This window comes from Komagataeibacter saccharivorans (assembly GCF_004348195.1).
In the GTDB taxonomy this organism is placed as follows: domain Bacteria; phylum Pseudomonadota; class Alphaproteobacteria; order Acetobacterales; family Acetobacteraceae; genus Komagataeibacter; species Komagataeibacter saccharivorans.
Window position 1 is genome coordinate 461113 of the sequence record NZ_CP036404.1, and the last position, 19332, is coordinate 480444.

20 protein-coding genes are annotated in these 19332 nt (G+C 65.7%); 15 read left to right on the forward strand and 5 right to left on the reverse strand.

The window, feature by feature from the left end; genetic code table 11:
- Nucleotides 1–292: 292 nt before the first annotated feature.
- From KSAC_RS01945 to KSAC_RS01975, 7 genes are all read left to right on the forward strand, one after another.
- Complete coding sequence (locus tag KSAC_RS01945) at nt 293–1894, forward strand: flavin monoamine oxidase family protein (RefSeq protein ID WP_102323792.1); 1602 nt, start codon at nt 293–295, stop codon at nt 1892–1894.
- Nucleotides 1895–1899: 5 nt separating this feature from the next.
- On the forward strand, nt 1900–2322 hold the full coding sequence (locus KSAC_RS01950; RefSeq protein ID WP_174234164.1) for a c-type cytochrome: 423 nt from the start codon (nt 1900–1902) through the stop codon (nt 2320–2322).
- A 4-nt stretch (nt 2323–2326) separates the two neighbouring features.
- Nucleotides 2327–2848: a RidA family protein gene (locus KSAC_RS01955; protein ID WP_102323791.1), complete on the forward strand. Its 522-nt coding sequence runs from the start codon at nt 2327–2329 to the stop codon at nt 2846–2848.
- A gap of 186 nt (nt 2849–3034) precedes the next feature.
- On the forward strand, nt 3035–4099 hold the full coding sequence (locus tag KSAC_RS01960; protein ID WP_132303894.1) for an alkene reductase: 1065 nt from the start codon (nt 3035–3037) through the stop codon (nt 4097–4099).
- A 124-nt stretch (nt 4100–4223) separates the two neighbouring features.
- Complete coding sequence (locus KSAC_RS01965) at nt 4224–4670, forward strand: MarR family winged helix-turn-helix transcriptional regulator (RefSeq protein ID WP_132303896.1); 447 nt, start codon at nt 4224–4226, stop codon at nt 4668–4670.
- Nucleotides 4671–4716: 46 nt separating this feature from the next.
- The gene (locus KSAC_RS01970) at nt 4717–5289 is read left to right on the forward strand and encodes an isochorismatase family protein (protein ID WP_110547818.1); all 573 of its coding nucleotides are present in this window, start codon (nt 4717–4719) and stop codon (nt 5287–5289) included.
- Nucleotides 5286–6509 (forward strand): MFS transporter, encoded by a 1224-nt coding sequence (locus tag KSAC_RS01975; protein WP_207918738.1) that lies wholly within the window; start codon nt 5286–5288, stop codon nt 6507–6509. Before KSAC_RS01970 ends, KSAC_RS01975 begins: the two co-directional genes overlap by 4 nt.
- Before the next feature lie 61 nt (nt 6510–6570).
- On the opposite strand, the gene KSAC_RS01980 is transcribed toward KSAC_RS01975, so the two are convergent.
- Both KSAC_RS01980 and KSAC_RS01985 read right to left on the reverse strand, forming a co-directional pair.
- Entirely contained in the window at nt 6571–6999 is a 429-nt protein-coding gene (locus KSAC_RS01980; protein ID WP_118963344.1) for a DOPA 4,5-dioxygenase family protein, read from the reverse strand.
- Nucleotides 7000–7231: 232 nt separating this feature from the next.
- On the reverse strand, nt 7232–8200 hold the full coding sequence (locus KSAC_RS01985; protein ID WP_102324233.1) for a S24 family peptidase: 969 nt from the start codon (nt 8198–8200) through the stop codon (nt 7232–7234).
- 74 nt (nt 8201–8274) lie between these two features.
- On the opposite strand from KSAC_RS01985, the gene KSAC_RS01990 reads away from it, so the two are divergent.
- Complete coding sequence (locus KSAC_RS01990) at nt 8275–9147, forward strand: bifunctional DNA primase/polymerase (RefSeq protein WP_243705264.1); 873 nt, start codon at nt 8275–8277, stop codon at nt 9145–9147.
- A 37-nt stretch (nt 9148–9184) separates the two neighbouring features.
- Here the strand turns inward: KSAC_RS01990 and KSAC_RS01995 are convergent, their stop codons facing one another.
- On the reverse strand, nt 9185–9538 hold the full coding sequence (locus tag KSAC_RS01995) for a hypothetical protein (RefSeq protein ID WP_132303898.1): 354 nt from the start codon (nt 9536–9538) through the stop codon (nt 9185–9187).
- 259 nt (nt 9539–9797) lie between these two features.
- Here KSAC_RS01995 and KSAC_RS02000 point away from each other — a divergent pair, with 259 nt between their 5' ends.
- The 4 genes from KSAC_RS02000 (at nt 9798) to KSAC_RS02010 (ending at nt 13792) form a co-directional block, all read left to right on the forward strand.
- On the forward strand, nt 9798–11132 hold the full coding sequence (locus KSAC_RS02000; protein ID WP_243705265.1) for a virulence-associated E family protein: 1335 nt from the start codon (nt 9798–9800) through the stop codon (nt 11130–11132).
- A gap of 269 nt (nt 11133–11401) precedes the next feature.
- Complete coding sequence (locus tag KSAC_RS17685; protein WP_279433717.1) at nt 11402–11536, forward strand: hypothetical protein; 135 nt, start codon at nt 11402–11404, stop codon at nt 11534–11536.
- A 230-nt stretch (nt 11537–11766) separates the two neighbouring features.
- Nucleotides 11767–12351 (forward strand): hypothetical protein, encoded by a 585-nt coding sequence (locus KSAC_RS02005; protein ID WP_132303900.1) that lies wholly within the window; start codon nt 11767–11769, stop codon nt 12349–12351.
- Nucleotides 12352–12604: 253 nt separating this feature from the next.
- Entirely contained in the window at nt 12605–13792 is a 1188-nt protein-coding gene (locus tag KSAC_RS02010; protein ID WP_456305942.1) for an EamA family transporter, read from the forward strand.
- A 202-nt stretch (nt 13793–13994) separates the two neighbouring features.
- Here KSAC_RS02010 and KSAC_RS17690 read toward each other — a convergent pair whose 3' ends face one another.
- Complete coding sequence (locus KSAC_RS17690; RefSeq protein WP_102323785.1) at nt 13995–14765, reverse strand: CatB-related O-acetyltransferase; 771 nt, start codon at nt 14763–14765, stop codon at nt 13995–13997.
- Between the two features lie 342 nt (nt 14766–15107).
- On the opposite strand from KSAC_RS17690, the gene KSAC_RS02020 reads away from it, so the two are divergent.
- The 3 genes from KSAC_RS02020 (at nt 15108) to KSAC_RS02030 (ending at nt 18037) form a co-directional block, all read left to right on the forward strand.
- Complete coding sequence (locus KSAC_RS02020; RefSeq protein WP_243705266.1) at nt 15108–16178, forward strand: hypothetical protein; 1071 nt, start codon at nt 15108–15110, stop codon at nt 16176–16178.
- A 163-nt stretch (nt 16179–16341) separates the two neighbouring features.
- Nucleotides 16342–16737: a terminase small subunit-like protein gene (locus KSAC_RS02025; protein ID WP_132303902.1), complete on the forward strand. Its 396-nt coding sequence runs from the start codon at nt 16342–16344 to the stop codon at nt 16735–16737.
- Nucleotides 16721–18037, forward strand: coding sequence for a phage terminase large subunit (locus KSAC_RS02030; protein ID WP_132303904.1), 1317 nt, complete (start codon nt 16721–16723; stop codon nt 18035–18037). The genes KSAC_RS02025 and KSAC_RS02030 overlap by 17 nt, the downstream gene beginning before the upstream one ends.
- Here KSAC_RS02030 and KSAC_RS02035 read toward each other — a convergent pair.
- Nucleotides 18034–19254, reverse strand: a complete 1221-nt coding sequence (locus KSAC_RS02035; protein ID WP_132303906.1) for a glycosyltransferase family 4 protein — start codon at nt 19252–19254, stop codon at nt 18034–18036. The genes KSAC_RS02030 and KSAC_RS02035 overlap by 4 nt on opposite strands.
- Nucleotides 19255–19332 lie beyond the last annotated feature (78 nt).

The window sequence follows — 19332 nt, forward strand, 5'->3', positions numbered from 1 at the left end:
CTTCATCCCCGGCATCCTTCACACCGCAGGCGGGGGCCGTAGCCCGCCTGCCTTGCGTTTCCCGTTATCCCGTCCGCACCCAATCGTGAACGATCCCGCGCGACCCGTCGCCCGCGCGGGAATGCCGACCTGTCGCGCTGTCGAAATGACCGGGCGTGGACTGTTGCGTCCAAAGTCGGGGCGGGCTGAATGCTGTCTGCATGCGCAAAGGTACTTTTATATTATAAAATAGTGAGTTATTCGTTTCGAATTGGGGTGAGAAAATAGTCTTCCAGCCGACAGGAGTTTATGGATGCCGGATACCGGACGCAGGGGTCTTCCTACACGCCGACAGCTTTTGACCCGTATCGGCGCGCTTGCGGGCAGTGCGGCGCTTTATCAGGCCATGACCTCCCTCGGCCATGCGCAGGGAACCGACTTTAGCGGCCCACCCGTCCTGACCGGGGCGCGGCGGGGCACGCGCGTACTGGTGCTGGGGGCGGGACTTGCGGGCATGCTGGCGGCCCATGAACTGCGCAAGGCCGGATATCAGGTGCAGGTGCTGGAGTTTCAGGGCCGCAGCGGCGGGCGCAATATCAGCCTGCGCGGCGGCGACACCATTACCGAACTGGGCGGGGCCACGCAGAAGGTCGGCTTCGCGCCCGGCAACTACATCAATCCCGGCCCGTGGCGCATTCCCTACCACCATCAGGGGCTGCTGCATTACTGCCGGGAATTCGGCATCGAGCTTGAGCCGTTTGTGGAACTGAACCACAATTCATGGCTCCATTCCTCATCCGCCTTCAACGGCAGCCCGGTGCGGTATCGGGAGTTTTCTGCCGATTTCCACGGGTTCACGGCGGAACTTCTGGCCAAGGCCATCGACCAGCACCGGCTGGATGACGTGGTTGGCGCGGATGAACACGAATACCTGCGCGCCGCCATGCGCGAATGGGGCAACCTTGATGCCTCCATGGCCTATCGCAAGGGCCGCCTGACATCGGAAACACGCGGGTATGAAAAGGCCGCCGGCGCCGGGCCGGACGGCGCCCCCGTGCCGTCCGGGCTGCTGGCGCGCAAGGACGTGATGCGTTCGGGGCTGTGGACGTGGATGGCCTTTCACGAACATCTTGACATGCAGACCACCATGTTCCAGCCCGTGGGCGGCATGGACATGATCGGCAGGGGGTTCACCCGGCAGGTGCATGACCTGATAACCCTGAACTGCCGCGTCTCGGCCATTCACCAGAATGACAGGGGCGTAAGCGTTACCTATGGCGACATGAACCACGGCGGCGTTGTGCGTGAGGCACAGGCCGATTACTGCGTATGCACCATTCCGCTGCCCGTCCTGTCGCAGCTTGATGTGCAGGTCAGCCCGGCGATGCAGGCGGCCATCATGGCGGTGCCCTATGCGTCCTCCGTCAAGATGGGGCTGGAGTTCCGCCGCCGCTTCTGGGAGGAGGACGAACAGATCTATGGCGGCATTTCCTTCACCGACCAGCCGATCAGCCAGATTTCCTATCCCAGCCACGGCTACCTGTCGCGCGGGCCTGCGGTCCTGCTGGGGGGGTACATGTTCGGTCCCGCCGCCTATGATTTCGCGGGCATGACACCCGCGCAGCGGCTGGAAGCGGCGCTGACGCAGGGGGAAGTGCTGCACCCCCGGCAGTACCGCAAGGAATTTTCCAACGGGATCAGCTTTGCCTGGAGCCGCACGCCATGGACCATGGGCTGCTGTTCCATGTGGAGCGAACAGGCCCGCAAGACACATTACAAGGCATTGTGCACCATGGATAACCGGGTGGTTCTGGCGGGCGAACATGCGTCCTATGTCGGGTGCTGGCAGGAAGGGGCGATCCTGTCCGCCCTGTCCGCCGTCACACAGCTACACCAGCGCGCGCAGGGGGCATGATGATGATGCGCAGGACTGTTTTCGCGGGCGTCATGGCCGCCATGCTGCCGCTGGTGGCGGGCGTCGCCGCACACGCCGATACGGCCAGCGGGTTTTCAGGCCCCGTCCAGCCCCTCAATTCAGGGGAGGCGGTCTACCAGCATGTCTGTCAGGGCTGCCACATGCCCGATGGCCGGGGCGCGATGGGGGCCGGGGCGCGTTTCCCCGCCTTTGCCGACAATCCCAAACTGCAGAGCAGCGCCTACCCCGTCTATGTCGTCCTGAACGGGTATGGCGGCATGCCGTGGCTTGGCGGTATCCTCAATGACCAGCAGATTGCCGAAGTCGTCAATTACATCCGCACCCATTTCGGCAACCATTACACGGATGCCATCACCGCCCGGGACGTTGCGACCCAGCGCCCGCCCCACACCCCGGAAGAGGAATAACGCCATGCCCCGCCACACCAGAGCACTTGGCATCCTGACGCTTGTGTCCGCCATGGCCGCAGCCCTGCCCGCAGCCCACGGCGCGGATGGCGTCGTGCGCCATCATGAGGGCAAGTTCCCCATCGCGTCCGCCATCGAGGTACCGGCAGGGGCCGCCACCATCTACCTTAGCGGCATGGGCGCGCCGGTGGTGGATGCGAAGGCCGACCCGCATTCCATCGCAGCCTATGGTGACACGCAGGCCCAGACGCGCGGCGCGCTGAAACGCATCGAGGACACGCTGAAAACCCTCGGCCTGACCATGGGCGACATCGTGCAGATGCACATCTACATGGCGCAGGACCCCAGCCTGGGCAAACTGGATTTCGATGGCATGATGAAGGGCTATACCCAGTTCTTCGGCACGGCAGCGCAGCCGGACCTGCCCACCCGTTCCGCCTTTGGCGTGGCCCATCTGGCCAATCCCGGCTGGCTGGTTGAAATAGAAGTCACCGCCGTCCGTCCGCCCGCGAAAAAGGCGGGCTGAAACAGGGCGTTATTCCACCGGCCCATGCAGGCCGCCGCCATACGGGGCCGGTGACGCGGATGCAACCGCGGATGCCGCCATGGCGCATGGCTGCCTGTGGCATGGCGTAGGGCGGGGGCGGGGCGTGCTTGCCGCGGGCGGGCGATGGGATCATCATCGCCGCGACAGAACCGTGGAGAGACAGATATGCCAACCCTGTTCACCCCCCTGAAGGTGGGCGCGCTGACGCTGCCCAACCGGATCATCATGGCCCCGCTGACCCGCCTGCGCGCGGGTGCGGGCCATATTCCCAACGATCTCATGGCCACCTATTACGCCCAGCGCGCGCTGGCGGGGCTGATCCTGTCCGAAGCGACGCCCGTTACCCCGCAGGGTATCGGATATGAGGGCGTGCCGGGCATCTGGACGGCCGAACAGGCGGAAGGGTGGAAAAAGATCACATCCGCCGTGCATGAGGTGGGCGGGCGCATTTTCCTGCAACTATGGCATGTGGGGCGGATTTCGGACCCGTATTTCCTTGATGGCCAGCTTCCCGTGGCCCCCAGCGCCATCGCGGCGAAAGGCCATGTCAGCCTGCTGCGGCCAAAGCGCGATTACGTCACCCCCCGCGCGCTGGAAACGGATGAAATACCCGGCATCGTCGCCGCCTTCCGCCGGGGCGCGGAACTGGCGCAGGTGGCCGGTTTCGATGGCGTGGAAATCCATGGGGCCAATGGCTACCTGCTGGACCAGTTCCTGCAGGATTCCACCAACCACCGCACCGACCGCTATGGCGGGTCGATTGAAAACCGCGCCCGGCTGATGCTGGAAGTGACCGACGCCGCCATTGACGTATGGGGCGCGGACCGTGTGGGCATGCACCTCTCGCCGCGCTGCGACCTGCATGACATGGGCGATTCCAGCCCCGCCGCCACCTTTGGCTATGTCGCCACCGAACTGGGGCGGCGCGGCATCGCGTTCATCTGCGCGCGTGAAGCCGAAGGACCGGACAGCCTTGGCCCGCAGCTTAAAAAGCAGTTTGGCGGCGTGTATATCGCCAATGAACGCTTCACCGGCGCCAGTGCTGAAAAGGCGGTTGAGGAAGGCCGGGCCGACGCCGTGGCCTTCGGTCAGGCATTCATCGCCAATCCCGACCTGCCCGAACGCCTGCGCGCGGGCGTGGACCTGACCCCGCCCGATCCGTCCACCTTCTATACCCACGGCCCGCAGGGATACGTGGATTATCCAACCGCAGGCGAATCAGGCGACTGACGGCCCGGCCCGGTGCCATGGCCCGTCCGCCGGGGCGGGCCATGGGTGCCCCCGCATCAATATATTAACCTAAACTGATAAGTTATCCTTCACATGCGGGCGCTGCATGTGCCATCATCACGGCATGGACACGCACACACCCCACGGTGCCCGCGCCGCCCGCGTGGCGGAGGATCTGCGCCTGCTGGTCGGAAAGCTCAAGCGCCGCCTGCGTGAGCAGTCCGACGGGGGCGACCTGACCCCATCGCAGACAGCGGTGCTGCTGCGGCTGGAAAAACATGGCCCCGCCACCGCGTCCGCCCTTGCGCGGGCCGAAGCCATGCGCCCGCAATCCATGGGGCGGATCATCACGGTGCTGGAATCCCATGGCCTGATCGCGGGCACGCCGGACCCCGCTGACGGGCGGCAGACCCTGCTGGCGCTGACCGATACATGCCGCGAATGGCTGGCCAAGGGCCGTGCCGCGCGTCAGGACTGGCTGTGTACCGCCATCACCACACATCTTGACGCGCATGAGCAGGACGAACTGCTTGCCGCCGTAGCCCTGCTGCGGCGCGTAATCGGGGAGTGACAGCCCGCGCCATCCCCCGCCACCCCTTATCCAAGCCGAGGCCCGCATGACCATAACCACACTGGACCCCAAAACGGCCCTGATCGTCATTGACATGCAGAAGGGGATTGTCGATCTGCCGCTGGTCCATCCCATCAAGCCGATCATTGAACGTACGCAGGACCTGCTGAACACGTTCCGCGCGCGCGGCCTGCCTGTCGTGCTGGCGCGGGTGGTGGGCACCGCGCCGGGGCGCACCGAAAGCCCGCGCTTCGACCCCGATGGCGTGCCCGACGACTTTGCCGATCTGATCCCGGCCCTGAACCAGCAGTCCAGCGACATCGTATGCGCCAAGCGGTCATGGGGGGCGTTCGCCACCACGGACCTGGAATCCCGGCTGAAGGGCATGGGGGTGACGCAGGTGGTCGTGATCGGCGTCGCCACCGCTACGGGGGTGGAGGCCACGGCGCGACAGGCCTATGAGGCGGGCTTCAACGTTACCCTTGCATCCGACGTGATGACCGACATCCGCGAGGAAGCGCATGATTACAGCCTGAAGCACGTCTTTCCCCGGTTGGGGGAAGTCGGCACCACGTCCGACATCATCGGCATGATGGGCCGCGAAAAGCGGGGGCAGTGAACCCCACGCGGCCGGGCGGCATCTGGCGGCCCTTCGGGCATTTCAATTACCGGCTGTGGGCGGCGGGCGCGCTGGTGTCCAATATCGGGACATGGGTGCAGCGCACGGCGCAGGACTGGCTGGTGCTGACCGAACTGTCACGCCACAGCGCATCGGCGGTGGGCGTGGTCATGGCGTTGCAGTTCGGCCCGCAGCTTGTCCTGCTGCCATGGACCGGGGTTGCCGCCGACCGTTATGACCAGCGCAGGCTGCTTATGCTGACACAGGCGGCCATGGGCGGGCTGGCGCTGGTTCTGGGCGTGCTGACGCTCATGCATGTGGTGCGGTTGTGGGAGGTGTGCGTTTTCGCCGCCCTGTTCGGTTCGGCTGCGGCATTTGATTCGCCCGCGCGGCAGACTTTCGTGGGTGAACTGGTGGGGGATGCGGACCTGCCCGCCGCCGTGGCGGTCAATTCCATGTCGTTCAATGGCGCGCGGATGATCGGCCCCGCCATATGCGGGCTGCTGATCGCGTGGGTGGGAACGGGATGGGCGTTCATGCTCAATGGCGTGTCGTTCATCGCCGTCCTGATGTCCCTGCGGCTGCTGCGCCGGGGCGATCTGCTGGCCAAGCCGCGCACCCCGCGCGGACGCGGCGCGTTCATGCAGGGGCTGCGCTATGTCTGGGGGCGTCACGACCTGCGCAGCGTGCTGGTGATGCTGTTCCTGATCGGGACGTTCGGGCTGAACTTTCCCATTTTCATCTCCACCATGGCGGTCAAGGTGTTTCATGCCGATGCGCGGCAGTACGGGATGCTGTCCTCCATCATGGCGGCGGGGACGTTCGCCGGGGCGTTCCTGAGCGCACGCAGCACGCGCGACCGTTTCGGGTCCCTGCTGTGGGGGGCGGTGATTTTTGGCATCGGCTGCACGCTGGCGGCGTGCGCGCCGACCTACTGGACATTTGCGGCCGCCCTTATGGTGATCGGGGTTGCGACGCTGCTGTTCACCAGCACGTCCAACAGCCTTATGCAGCTTGCGACCGAACCGGCCATGCGCGGGCGGGTGATGGCGCTGCGCGTGGGCATTGCGCTGGGTGGCACGCCCGTTGGCGCGCCCTTCGTGGGATGGGTGGCGGACAGCTTCGGCGCGCGGGCGGCATTGATGGTGGGGGCGGCATCAGGTTTCGGCGCGGCACTGATCGGCTGGCGCGCCCGGCATGCAGCCGCCACCCGGAACTAGGGCAACACCCGGCGACTTCACAAAACACCACCCGCGCCCATAAGGCGGGCGCGGGCAGGGATCAGATTTCCGCCGCCGGGTCGGGCTGCGTGTTGACCTCGCCAGCCCCGTCGGCTTCGTCGGCATGATCGGGCAGGCGATCGGACAGCAGGGCGCGGGGGCGGCCGATCCACAGCCCGTCGCACAGATGGTCGCGGCGGGGATTGCGCGTATTGGGATGGATCAGGATGTTCAGCCCGCCATGGTTGAGCATGAGCCACGGCACAAGCGCCGCGAATACCGGCGTGGCGAAGGCGATCTGGTACATGGGGGCCACATGCGGGCCGACCGGCACGTCATGCCACCGCCCCAGCCGGACGGGAAAACGCGCGGCGATCAGGTCGCGCAGGCGGGTGGCCGTGGCGCGGCCCGTGGCGTCATCGAAATAGACATGGGCATGGTAGCTGGCGATTTCGGCCACGTGGCGGGGGGATGGGCTGGCGTCGGTCATGGGGCGGGTCGGTTCCTGTAAGGGCGTGCGGCGGCGGCCATCGCGCATCGGTGGGCGTATAACGCGCGGCGGGGCGTGGGGGCTGTTTCAAAAAACGGTCAGGACAGCACACCGTCCGCCATGCCCGCCCGCGCGTATGATCCCGCCTGTATCCGGCCCCCCGGTCAATGCGCGCAGGCGAATGATGCCCTGACTGCGCCCGGAATGTGGCACGGGCAGGGCAGGGCGTGCATTATTTCCACACCCACTTGCCAACCACGCGGCCATTGATGACCAGATCGGCGGCATCGACCTCATCCACGGGGTAGGTGGGATTGACGCTGATGATGCGGATGCGCGGCGGGCGGGAATTGGGCACCAGCATAAGCTGCTTCAGCACCACGCCCATGCCGTTCCACAGCACGTACACCCCGTCGGGCGAGGGCACGCGGTGGCCGGTATCGACCAGCACGCGGTCGCCCGCCATGAATTCCGGCTCCATCGAATTGCCCGCCACGCGGATGATGGCAAGCCCGCCGGTATCAGGCAGGTAGTTGCGGATGAAATCACGCGGGATGCGCCATGAATCCAGCGTGGGATGGCTTTCACCATCGCCGCAGGCCGTGTGATCCACGATCGCGCCCGCCCCGGCCTGTGGCGAGATGTCGTATTCATGCACCGTAACCGCCCCGTCATCATCATGCAGCGGCAGGGTGGCGCGTTCCGCCCGGCGGATGCTTTCGTTCAGGTCGGTTTCCCCCGGCACGATGCCGCACAGCCCCCATATCTCCGCCGGGGCGATGGGCGGGTCGCCCCGGTCCGTCAGCAGCGGGACAAGGCGGCGGACCATGTCAACGGGAATGAAATCCTTCTTCAGCTTGTTTTCATAGAAGGCGTAGCTGGAAAACTTCTCCCCCATGCCCAGATCGCGCGCCAGGCCGCGCACGGTATAGCCCGCGCGTTCACGCAGCGCCTTCAGGCGCTGTGCTGCGGGACTGGCCCCCGATGCGCTGCTGCCGCGCAGCAGGTCGCTGGCGGTGCAGCCCAGAACGGCGGCCACCTTTTCCAGCCGGTCGCCGCCGGGGTGGCGCGACTTGCCGCGCAGGATGTCATGCACGTACGTCTCGTTCAGGCCGGCGCGCTCGGCCAGACGTTTCTTGTTCAGGTTGAGCAGCGCCATGCGGCGCTCGATCTCGGCTGCGGCGGGGGAGCGTGTATCCATAATGGGAACTGTCCCATAATCCGGCGTCATGCGGTAGAGGGGACATATCCCATTACTGCTTGACATATTGGGAAATGTCCCATATCTATCCGGCCATGCCCGCACGCCCTTCCACCCCCATCCCGCCCGACCTGCACCGCGTCGCGCGGCTGGGCTGGCATGTCTATCCCGTGCGGCGGGGATCGCGCGCGGCGTGCTTCCGTGGCGCGGTGGATGCCGCCACATGCGATATGGACACCATCGCCACATGGTGCGCGCGCTGGCCCGGCTGTGGCTGGCGGGTGGTGACGGGGCCATCGGGGCTGTTCGCGCTGGATGTGGACCGTCCGGGCACCCATGCCGCCGATGGGGTGGCGGCGCTGGCGGCCCTCGTGCGCCAGCACGGTCCGCTGCCCCCGCGCCCGATGACGCGCACCGGCGGGTCGGGCGGTGCGGTGCTGTTTTTCCGCCATCGTGGCGAATCCCTGCGCGGGCAGTCCGGCTGCCCCGCCCCCGGTCTGGACCCGCACCGGGGGCGGCAGGCCGTCACCATCCCGCCCGCCATCCATGCCGCAACGGGCGGGGCCTATACATGGCGCGTCCCGCCATGGCAGGTGCCGCCGCCGCCAATCCCGTCATGGCTTGGCCGCCTGCTGGCCCCGACCGATGATACCCTGCCGCCCCCGCCGCGCCATGTGGACAGCGCGCGGGCGCAGGGGGCGCTGGTGCGCGCGCTGCATGCGGTATGCGACGCGCCCGCGGGCACGGCCAATACCACGCTGAACGCCCGCGCCTATGCGCTGGGCCGATGGTGCGGGGCGGGGCTGCTGGATGTGGCCACGGCGCGCGACACGCTGTTACACGCGGCGGCGCGGCGGCATATTCCTGTAGCCGAGGCACGGGCTACGGTCCGCTCCGGCCTGAATGCGGGCCAGCGCAATCCGCGCATGCCGTTTCATGGGCACTGAGTCCCATGCGTGCGGGGCAAAGCCCTGTCCTGACATGTCAGGGGTTACAAAACCCGCGCCCCCGCATCCCCGATCCATGGCTGCCGCCACCCTGTTTCAGCCCGTGCGCCGTGCCGCGCGGCAATCCCTGCACCCGTGCGGATGGCTGCTGATACGGGCCTCTTTTTACCCGAAAGAGCGGACGCGCCCGCGCCCCGGCGCAGCGCCCTGCCGCCCACAGGGTCGGTCCTGCGTATTCGGCCGGGTGATGGGGTGGACCGCTCTGCTGTTCAGAAAAGCAGCGACGGCGACATTCCGCCATGTCCGGCTCCGTGCCGGAGCGCAGCACCTGTCCCTGCCGCCAGACCGGCTGGTATCGCGCCATCCCCTCCTTACCCGCAAAAGCGGGCACGCCTGCATCCCGTCATGCCCGGCAATGCGCCGGACGGCAGCAGCTATCCTGCCGCCAGCGCAGCCCGTTTTCCGGGGCCTGCGGGATCGATCCTGTCCATTCTCCGTTCCGCCCGCGCAGATCCCATGGGATCTGCGCGGTTCAGCAGGGTCGGGCATGACCGCATCATGTTCGACGCACCGTTTCCACAGCCTGCCTCAGCCAGCCTGTATGCCGGTCATGCGCCGTGGCGGGCGGTGTTACGGGCTGCCCGCCCGTCATGATGACCGGCACAGCCAGCAAAGGCCCCGCCATGTATGACCGCACACCCGCCATGCCATGGGGCATGCCTGCCATGGGGGCGACCCCACCGGCTGCGTGGATGGACCTGCTGGTGCGCGGGCCGCGCGGGGTTGCGCCGTCGCTCAGCAACTGTCTGGTGCTGCTGGGGCACGATCCCGCCCTGCGCGGGCTGGTGGCGTGGGACGAATTCGCCTGCCGCAGCATGGTCACGCGCGCGCCGCCCCCGGCCTTTGACGGCGCGCCCCCGCCGCCGGGTCCATATCCACGCGCGATGGACGACATGGATGTCGCGCTGGTGCAGGCGTACATGCAGCGTGCCTATGGCCTGCCGGTCAGTCGCGCCGTAGCCGAACAGGCCAGCCGCACCGCCGCAGGGCTGTGCCGCCGCCATCCGGTGCGCGAATGGCTCGATGGCCTGCGCTGGGATGGTACGCCGCGCCTTGCGACGTGGCTGCATCATGCGCTGGGCACGGTGGATGATGGCTACCATGCCGCCGTGGGCACGCGTTTCCTTGCCGCCAGCGTGCGCCGGGTGCGCGAACCGGGCTGCAAGTTCGATTACGTGCCGGTTCTGGAGGGGCCGCAGGGCATGGGCAAAAGCCGCCTTCTGGCCGCGCTGTTCAGCCCGCCCTGGTTCAAGGACGACCTGCCGCGCGATCTGGGCGACAAGGACGCGGCGCAGGGCCTGCTGGGGGTATGGTGCGTGGAGCTGGGGGAACTGCAGGCGCTGGGGCGCAGTTCCAGCCGGGACGCCAAGGCGTTTTTCAGCCGCCAGCAGGACCGGTACCGCCCCAGCTACGGCGCATTTGAAGTGACGCGCCCCCGGCAATGCGTGTTCGCGGGCACGACGAACGAGCGTGAATACCTGACTGATCCCACCGGCAACCGCCGCTACTGGCCCATTAGCTGCACCCGCGCGGATATTGACTGGGTTGTGGCATGGCGCGAACAGTTATGGGCGGAAGCGGCGGCGCGTGAGGCCACGGCCCCGATCCCCCTGTGGCTGGAGGACGCGCATCTGCACGCCGCCGCCCGGCAGGCGCAGGATACCCGCATGCACGAAGACCCGTGGCATGATCCCGTCAACGCATGGCTGCGCACCCGTGGCGCGGCCAGCGTGCGAATGGCCGACGTGCTGCATATGGCGCTGGGCCTGCCGCGCGACCGGCAGAACCGCGCCAGCCAGAACCGTGCGGCCAGCGTATTGCGCGCGCTGGGCTGGACACGGCGCAAGATCCGCAGCGGCACGGAGACATACTGGGCATGGTCAGCAGCGCCCGAGGGCAATGCAGGCCCGCAGCCGGGATCATGATGGCGGTGGGCGGTTGTGGCGTATCGGGGCCGTCACGCCTTCGATAGCGGAGTGACGGCAGGGGCCTGACCGGCTCCCGCCCGCGACCACACGCCAGCGGACAGGCGGTGTTCCCCTGTGCCGTTCTGGTCAGTTTCCCGGTTTCCGGCGGCGCGGGCGTCTGTTCCCTCCGTTCCGCAGGGGTGCGGCCATATGTACGGGCTTCAATAACCCTGTATCCCAAAGGGGAGGGAACACAGGGAACATGCCCTGCCTTTCCGCACCACCACATGGCTACAAAGCGCCGCGCAACCGCCCCGGCGTTCTGCACGGTCATTTTCCGGGCACGCGATCCCTGCCAGCCCGCACCCGTGCCGCCCGTGGGAACAGCCGCGCGCTACCATCCATGGTGTCCGGTCAGGTGACGGGCAGCCGTGCCCCTTTGTTGCACGAAACCGGCTGGCGCAGATGTCCCGGATACATGGCGGCAGGACGGCGTGCCGTTCAGTCAGGGCAGGGGTGGATATATCCCCTTCGGGCAAGGGACGTGGGGATTTCGGGCCGCTGTCCGGCGGGGCGATCGGGTACGGGGCGCGCTGCCTGCATGACGAATCGTTAGAATAATCCTGTCGCACACCGTCGCACAGGAAATATCATGGCCGTACCGCATAGCCGCACCCCCGTTGCCCCCACGCCCGCGCGCAATAACCCCGATGGCGTTCCCCACCGTATTGCCGCCCTGCTGCGTGCGGACCGGCGGGCGCGGCTGCTGGCGCGTGACATTGCAGCCGGGCTGAAGCCGGACATGGGCACGGATGGTCCCGCCGCCAGCGCCCGCGTGGTGGAAACTGTCCAGATCGACATGGCGCCGCACATGCGTCCGCACACCGTGCGCCGGTTCAGTGATACCTGCACGCTGGACCGGCTGTTCCACCGCGTCAACGCCGCCCTGACTGCCGACCAGCATGCGGCGGGCCTGCGTTTTCGGGCCTGCTGGCTGCGCAGCACGCGCCATGGCGGACTGGTGCAGCGCTACACGCCCCATACCGGCAGCGGATCAGGCACCCTGGAGGAAACCGAGGCCAGCGTACACGCCCGCCGTGCAATAGATCGCGCGCTGTCCCTGCTGACACCGGCCCGCGCCCGCGTTGTCTGTGCGGTATGCGGCATGGACGAAAATCCCGGCACCCGCATCCGCACGCTGCATATGGCGCTGGATATCCTGCACGAACGGTGGTGAGGGCAGGGAGCGCGTGTGCCCCCATTGTCAGTTGCGTCCATAATCGCGCAAGGGTCCGGCGGTCATGCGGCAATGGCGTCATGGGACGGAAATGCCATGACCTGTCTGTGGCCAGCCTGCCACGCGGACTATTGGCACGCACGCCGCCATCGTCCTGTATCCACGGAATCCCGATGGCCTCAACCACAACCAGCCATGCCCGTCTCTGCGTGCCCGCAGGGATTTCGGCAGTTATGCCATGACATGAGATGTCGTGCCTGTGCTGGCTTCCGGGGCCGGTCATGGGGTCAGGATTGCACGGCTGCTGGCGTATCCGTCGTGGCGCCGATGCGGCGTGGCGTGGTATGGCAAGGGTATGAACAGAACCGGTCTCTGCCTTGCCCTGCTGTCCGCCGTGCTGTTTGGCATCAGCACGCCCTTTGCCAAGCTGCTGCTGGATGGCATGACGCCACAGATGGCGGCGGGGCTGCTGTATCTGGGTTCGGGAACCGGGCTTGCGCTGGTGCTGGCCGCGCGGCGGGCGCTGCGGCTGCCCACGCATGATGAAGCGCCCCTGACGCGCGCCGATGTGCCGTGCCTGCTGGCGGTGATCGCCAGTGGCGGCGTGGCGGGGCCGCTGCTGCTCATGATCGGGCTGGCGCGCACGGATGCGGCCAGTGCGTCGCTGCTGCTGAATCTGGAAAGCATCGCGACACTGCTGATTGCGTGGGTCGTGTTCCGTGAAAACGTGGATCGCAGGCTTATGCTGGGCGCGCTGGCCATCGTGCTGGGCGCGGGCGTGCTGTCATGGCAGGGGCATGCGACGCTGGCCCCCGGCGCGCTGTATATCGCCGCCGCCTGCCTGTGCTGGGGGATCGACAATAACCTGAGCGGGCGGCTGTCGGCGGCTGACCCGGTGCGGATCGCCATGATAAAGGGCGTGGCGGCGGGCAGCGTGAACCTTCTGGTCGCGCTGCTGGTGCAGCATGCGGGCCTGCCGGGGGCGGGGATTGCCGCCGGGGCCGCCGTGGTGGGCTTTCTGGGCTATGGCGTAAGTCTTGTGCTGTTCATGCTGGGCCTGCGCCACCTTGGGGCGGCGCGGACGGGGGCGTATTTCGCGCTCGCGCCCTTCATGGGGGCGGTCATGTCGCTGTTCGTATTCCATACGCATGATATTGCGCGCCTGCTGGTGGCCGGGGTGCTGATGGGGATCGGGCTATGGCTGCACCTGACCGAACGCCACTCCCATTACCATGTGCATGAACCCATGGAGCACACCCATCGCCATACGCACGATGCCCACCACCAGCACACCCATGGCCCCGACGACCCGCCGGGTGAACCGCATACCCACCGGCACGTCCATACCGAACTGGCGCACACCCACGCCCATTACCCGGACCTGCACCATCGGCACGGTCACGATCATGACCATGAATCCGGGCATACCCATGCCGCGTAAGGCCGGACGGGAAGGATGCCCGTAATCGCGCATCCTGCGCGCGACGAGTGATGGATACGCCCAATCGGCCTGTATGGGATGAAGGGCCGGCAGGTGCGGCATTGACCGCTGTAACGACCATGTCGGTCATGCCCGCGCAAGACGCAGGGATGGTTCCCGTCAATGCCTTGCAGGCGGTATCTGTTGTTCTGGATGGTGCTTATCAGTCCCTGAAAATACCGGATCTGTGCAGCGCTTTTTCGAGGATGTTCCGCATTTTGGTATCGGATGCCGCTTTCAGGTCGGAAAACTTTATTTTGCGGGGGTGGAACCTGTTTATCCCCTCGACATGGTCTTCAAACATCCGGGTGAATTCCTCCGGGTCCCGCCAGTTCAGCATGTTCAGGTCCCAGTACGCGTAATCCCACCATCTGATCTGAAGCATTTTTTCGATGATTCTGTCATCAAACCGCATCTTTATTATTCTGGCCGGATTGCCGCCAACGATGGCGTAGGGGGGCACATCCTTCGTAACGACCGACCCGGCGGCCACGACCGCGCCGTCATGAATTGTAATGCCGCCCTTGACCATGACCCTGGTGCCAATCCAGCAGTCATTACCAATGACTATTCTGCCATAATCCGTATCGAACGGCAGTATTTTCCAGTCCCTGCCGTGCTGATGCGCCAGTTCGCGGTAATAATCATCCGTCGTAACCGGGCTGGAGGTTACGAAATCGACCGGATGAATCTTGCTGAAATCGGTAAAGCCATGGGAAATGGACGAATACCTGCCCACGGATACATCCGCATAGATTTTTGAAAAGGAATAGGAAAACGCCCCGCACTGAAAAAGCGTATTGGTCTTGAACCAGGTATGGCTTTCTATTTCAGCCGATTCATTTTTGCATTGTATGAATATTTTTTTGTTATCGACATTGATATTGTTTTGTTCAAGAGCGTTTATCAGTTCTTTATTTGAAATTATTTTCATGCGATTGATCCCCCCTTATATCGCTCCGATACTGATTCTGCATGTAAAAAACTGTTCAATGATCTTTTTTCATATAATAGTGAAACAAAATATAGAATTAAAATTTACACCATAAATATCCTGTTTTATCTATCATCCATGCACTTCTGTACATAAAATATCCCCATTTACTACTGAATTCTGGTTATATATGCCATGCTGATACCTGTGTGATAACCAATGCCTGCCCTTTTTTGCAAAATCATGGCGGATACTTCCGCAGGGCGCGCGGATTGACACCATCCCCGCCCCAAACCAACATGTGTGTCCGTAAAGGGCTGTTTCGGGTGCCGGGGCTGCCGGATGACGCGAAAGGGTGGCGTGATGGACTGGTACGAAGGCTGGCGTGAAGCGGATCTGCCATCATGGCTGGCGACGCCACGGCAGGATTTTGACCGTCTGGCCGCAGTACTCCTGCCCGAAGCGGGCAATCTGCTGGTAACGCAGGGGGTTTTTGCCCCGCTTGGCGCGGTGCTGGACCAGCGTGGCGGCATCGAACGGGTGGATAATCCGCCCGACACGGCGGATGCGGAAGGCCAGCTTGCCCATGTGCAGGGCCTGCTGCGTGACAGGGTGCGTGCTGGCCCGCGCCGGGCGGCGGCGTGTGTGGTCAACTGCACCGTCATCCTGCCCGGACAGAATGATCCGGGCACGGCGGCCATTGTCATGTGCGCCCATCGTGATGGCACGGCGGCGCAGATCGTGTTTCCCTATGGCTTCATCAACGGACAGGTGAAGTTCGACGCCCCGCTGCTGGAGGACGGGATACAGGACATTTTCCCGCCCATCCGGCTGCGGCCCTACGTCCGCAGCCATCCTGCGCGGGCGGCGGGCTATACCATTGGCGTTTTTGTGGTCCACGGCATTGACCGGGCCGAAGTGCTGCGCCGTTTTGCCATGACCGATAGCGGCGTGGCGGAGGATGCGCGCCCGGCCTGCCGCGCCGTGGCCTCGCTGCCGGGGGGATGGACCGCGCTGTGGTGCAACAGCGCCGACGATGCCCGCGCCCACCTTGCCACCCTGCCGGAACGCGGGGCGGGGGCCACCATCGTCACCTCCTTTATCGACGAACCCGCCTATCGCAGCGCCGCCGCCTGTTACCGCGACGGGGTGGAAATCTGGTCCGTCACCCATGATGGCGCGACAGGCCCGCATGACCTGAACGTAACCGGCACGCCGCCTGCGCAGTTGTCCGACATCATCGCGGATATGGAAAAGGAGGAGGCCGATTGCGGCTATCCGCCCGGCGCGATTGATTTCTGGTTCGACATTCCCGTCGCCCTTGTCCAGTGCGTAACCGGCTTCAGCTACTGCCAGATTGATGAAAACTCGCCTGTTTTCAACAAGATAGCCGAAAGCGGCCTGCCTGCGTAAGATATGGCGGCCCGTGGGCGCATGCGGCCCTGAAATACTGCGTACCGCGCGATGTATTTGCTGCCTGCATGGTTTTTCGACATAAGGATCACATCATGAGACAGCCGCGCCCGGTGGCCGCCAACGCGGTGCCGGGCGCTGGCGTTTACGGAGAAAACCCGCCATGCCCCAGCACCCTGCCACGGCTGCGCGGCGGGGTGGCTACAGCCGGAAACTGGCCGAGGAAATCTGCATCCGTCTGGCGGACGGTCACAGCCTGCGCGCCATATGCGCGGATGCGGGCATGCCGCGCCGGGCTACCGTGTTCCGCTGGCTGCGTGACAATGCCAGCTTCCGCGCCCTGTACGCCGCCGCGCGCGAAGCCGCCGCCGATACACTGGCCGAGGAAATCATAGCCATAGCCGACCACGCCACCGGCCGCGATGACGTGCCCGCCATCAAGCTGCGCATGGAAGCGCGCATGTGGGTCGCAACCCGCCTGCGTGCCCCCGCCGAACGCCGGGGGGAAGGCCAGCCCGCCATCACCGTCACGATCTCGCCCGATGACGCAGCTCTTTAGCCTGACCGCTGACCAGCACGCCGCCAACCGGTTGCTGGGCACGGATGTCACCCATATCCTGCTGCGGGGCGGGGCGCGGTCGGGCAAGACCTTCGTGCTGGTGCGCGCCGTTGTCATCCGCGCGCTGAAGGCGGCGGGGACGCGGCACGGCATTTTCCGCCACCGGCTGAACGCGCTGCGGGCGACGGTGGTGGCCGATACGTTTCCCGCCGTCATGCGGCGGTGCTTTCCCACCGTGGAATGGGCGCTGTCACGCACGGACTGGACGGTGGAGCTGCCCAACGGCTCCACCATCGTATTCGGCGGACTGGATGATGAGGACCGGACAGAAAAGATACTGGGGCTGGAGTTTGCGACCGTTTACCTGAACGAAGCCAGCCAGATCACCTATGGCGCACGCAACATGCTGCTTACCCGTCTTGCGCAGAAATCACCGCTGGCGCTGAAGGAATATATCGACGCCAACCCGCCCACCACCGCCCACTGGCTGTATCGGGTGTTTGAACAGGGGGTGGAGCCGGTATCGGGCGCGCCGCTGCCCGGTCGGGACCGTTATGCCACCATGCGGCTCAACCCCGATGGCAACCGTGCCAACCTTTCGGCAGGGTATCTGGCGCAGCTTGAGGCCCTGCCGGAACGCGAGCGCAGGCGCTTCATGCTGGGGGAATACCAGCAGGCGGTGGATGGTGCGCTGTGGCGGATGGAGGATTTCCGCCGCGACGCCCCCATAACCCCCGCCACGCGCCCCGCCGTGGCCGCACGGATGCGGCGCATTGTGGTGGCGGTCGATCCATCGGGCTGTAGCGGGGCGGAAGATACCCGGTCGGATGAAATCGGCATTGTCGTCTGCGGCGTGGACGGGACGGGTATGGGCCATGTGCTGGCCGACCTGTCCCGCCGCGACAGTCCGGCGGGCTGGGCGCGCACGGCGTTGCAGGCGCAGGCCGACTGGGGTGCCGAACGGATCGTGGCGGAACATAATTTTGGCGGCGCGCTGGTGGAAGCAACCCTGCGTGGCCTTAACCCCAACGCCGCCCTGCGCATGGTTACGGCCAGCCGGGGCAAGGCCGCGCGGGCCGAACCGGTTGCGGCGTTATATGAACAGGGGCGCGTCACCCACCACGGCGCCCTGTGTGTGCTGGAGGAGCAGTTATGCCAGTTTTCCGCCAGCGGCTATCACGGCGCCCGTTCGCCCGACCGGGCGGATGCGCTGGTCTGGGCATTGAGCGACCTGATGCTGTCCACCCCGCCGCCCGCGCCCGCGCGGTGGGTGCCGACGCGGTTCAATATCGGACGTTAGCGCCCGGTTGCGGACAGGCGGGACAGGTGGGCAAGGAAAGGCGTCATCCGTTCGATCTGCGCGGCGGGGGAGAAACGCTCCGCCTGACTGTGGCCACGCGCCACCATCTGCTGCCACTGCGCGGTGTCCGCCGTCATCCGGTCAAGGGCTGCGATCCCCTGCGTGATGTCGCCGGTGTCCAGGGGATCGACCAGCAGGGCGGCATCCCCCGCGATTTCGCCCGTGGCGCCCCCGCGCGATGTCAGGACGGGCACGCCAAGGGCCATGGCCTCGATGATCGGCAGGCCGAAGCCTTCGGCAAGGGAGGGGAACAGCAGGGCATGCGCGTCGCGCAGCGTGCGCAGCAGGGATTCCCGGCTGCACCACGGAATGCGGATGATCTGCTGCCGGGGCGTGCGGGGGGTGAAATCGGGCTGGTCATCCCCGTCCGGCCCCATGATGACCAGCGGGCGGGCCGTGCCGCTAAGGGCATGCGCGGCCACAAGGCGTTCGATGTTCTTGCGCGCTTCCACCCGCCCGATGAACAGGAAACACCCGGCGGGGGCGATGGCGGGGGTGGCCTCCATCGCGCGGCGTTCGGCATCGGTGATGCTGACGGGCTGGTAGAGGTTGAATATCCTGTCGGCGGGAACGTGAAACATATCCACGATCTGCTGGCGCACCGTTTCGGAAACGGTGACCACCACATCCGCAAGGGCGACCTGCTGGCGCAGCAGCTTTTCCATGAAGGTCCGGTCTATGCCGGTCAGTTCCGGGTGGGTCAGCGGGATCAGGTCATGGATCGTGACCACGTTGATCGCGTCATCCACCAGAAAGGGCAGGGGATATGTCGAATACATGATGGCGGGCGGCTGACCGCCACACAGCCGCAGCGGGCGGTTCCAGATGCGGAAATGCACATTGGCCAGCCGGAACAGGTCCGGCACGAACCAGCACCTCTCCCCCGTATCCGGGCGCTGCCGCCTGCGTACCCGCGTGGGAAAGGGCAGCAGCGCGTGCATGAAGCGCAGCACCTTGCGCGCGGGCGTGTTGGGTGGGGGGGCGGTGGCGTCTGGCGCGCGGTCCCACAGATAGGTCACATCGCAGCCCATCTGCGTAAAACACTGGCGCATGCCCGTGGTGTAGGTCGCAACCCCGGTCCCGCCGGGACGCCCCGTATTGCGGCTGTCGAGCCAGATCCGCAGGGGGGATGTTGAACCCGGATCACGCAACACCATCAGCTTTCCCCATCTTCATTGACGACGCGCCACAAGGCGGGTCCACCTATCCCATGAATAGCCGCCCCTGTCATGCCC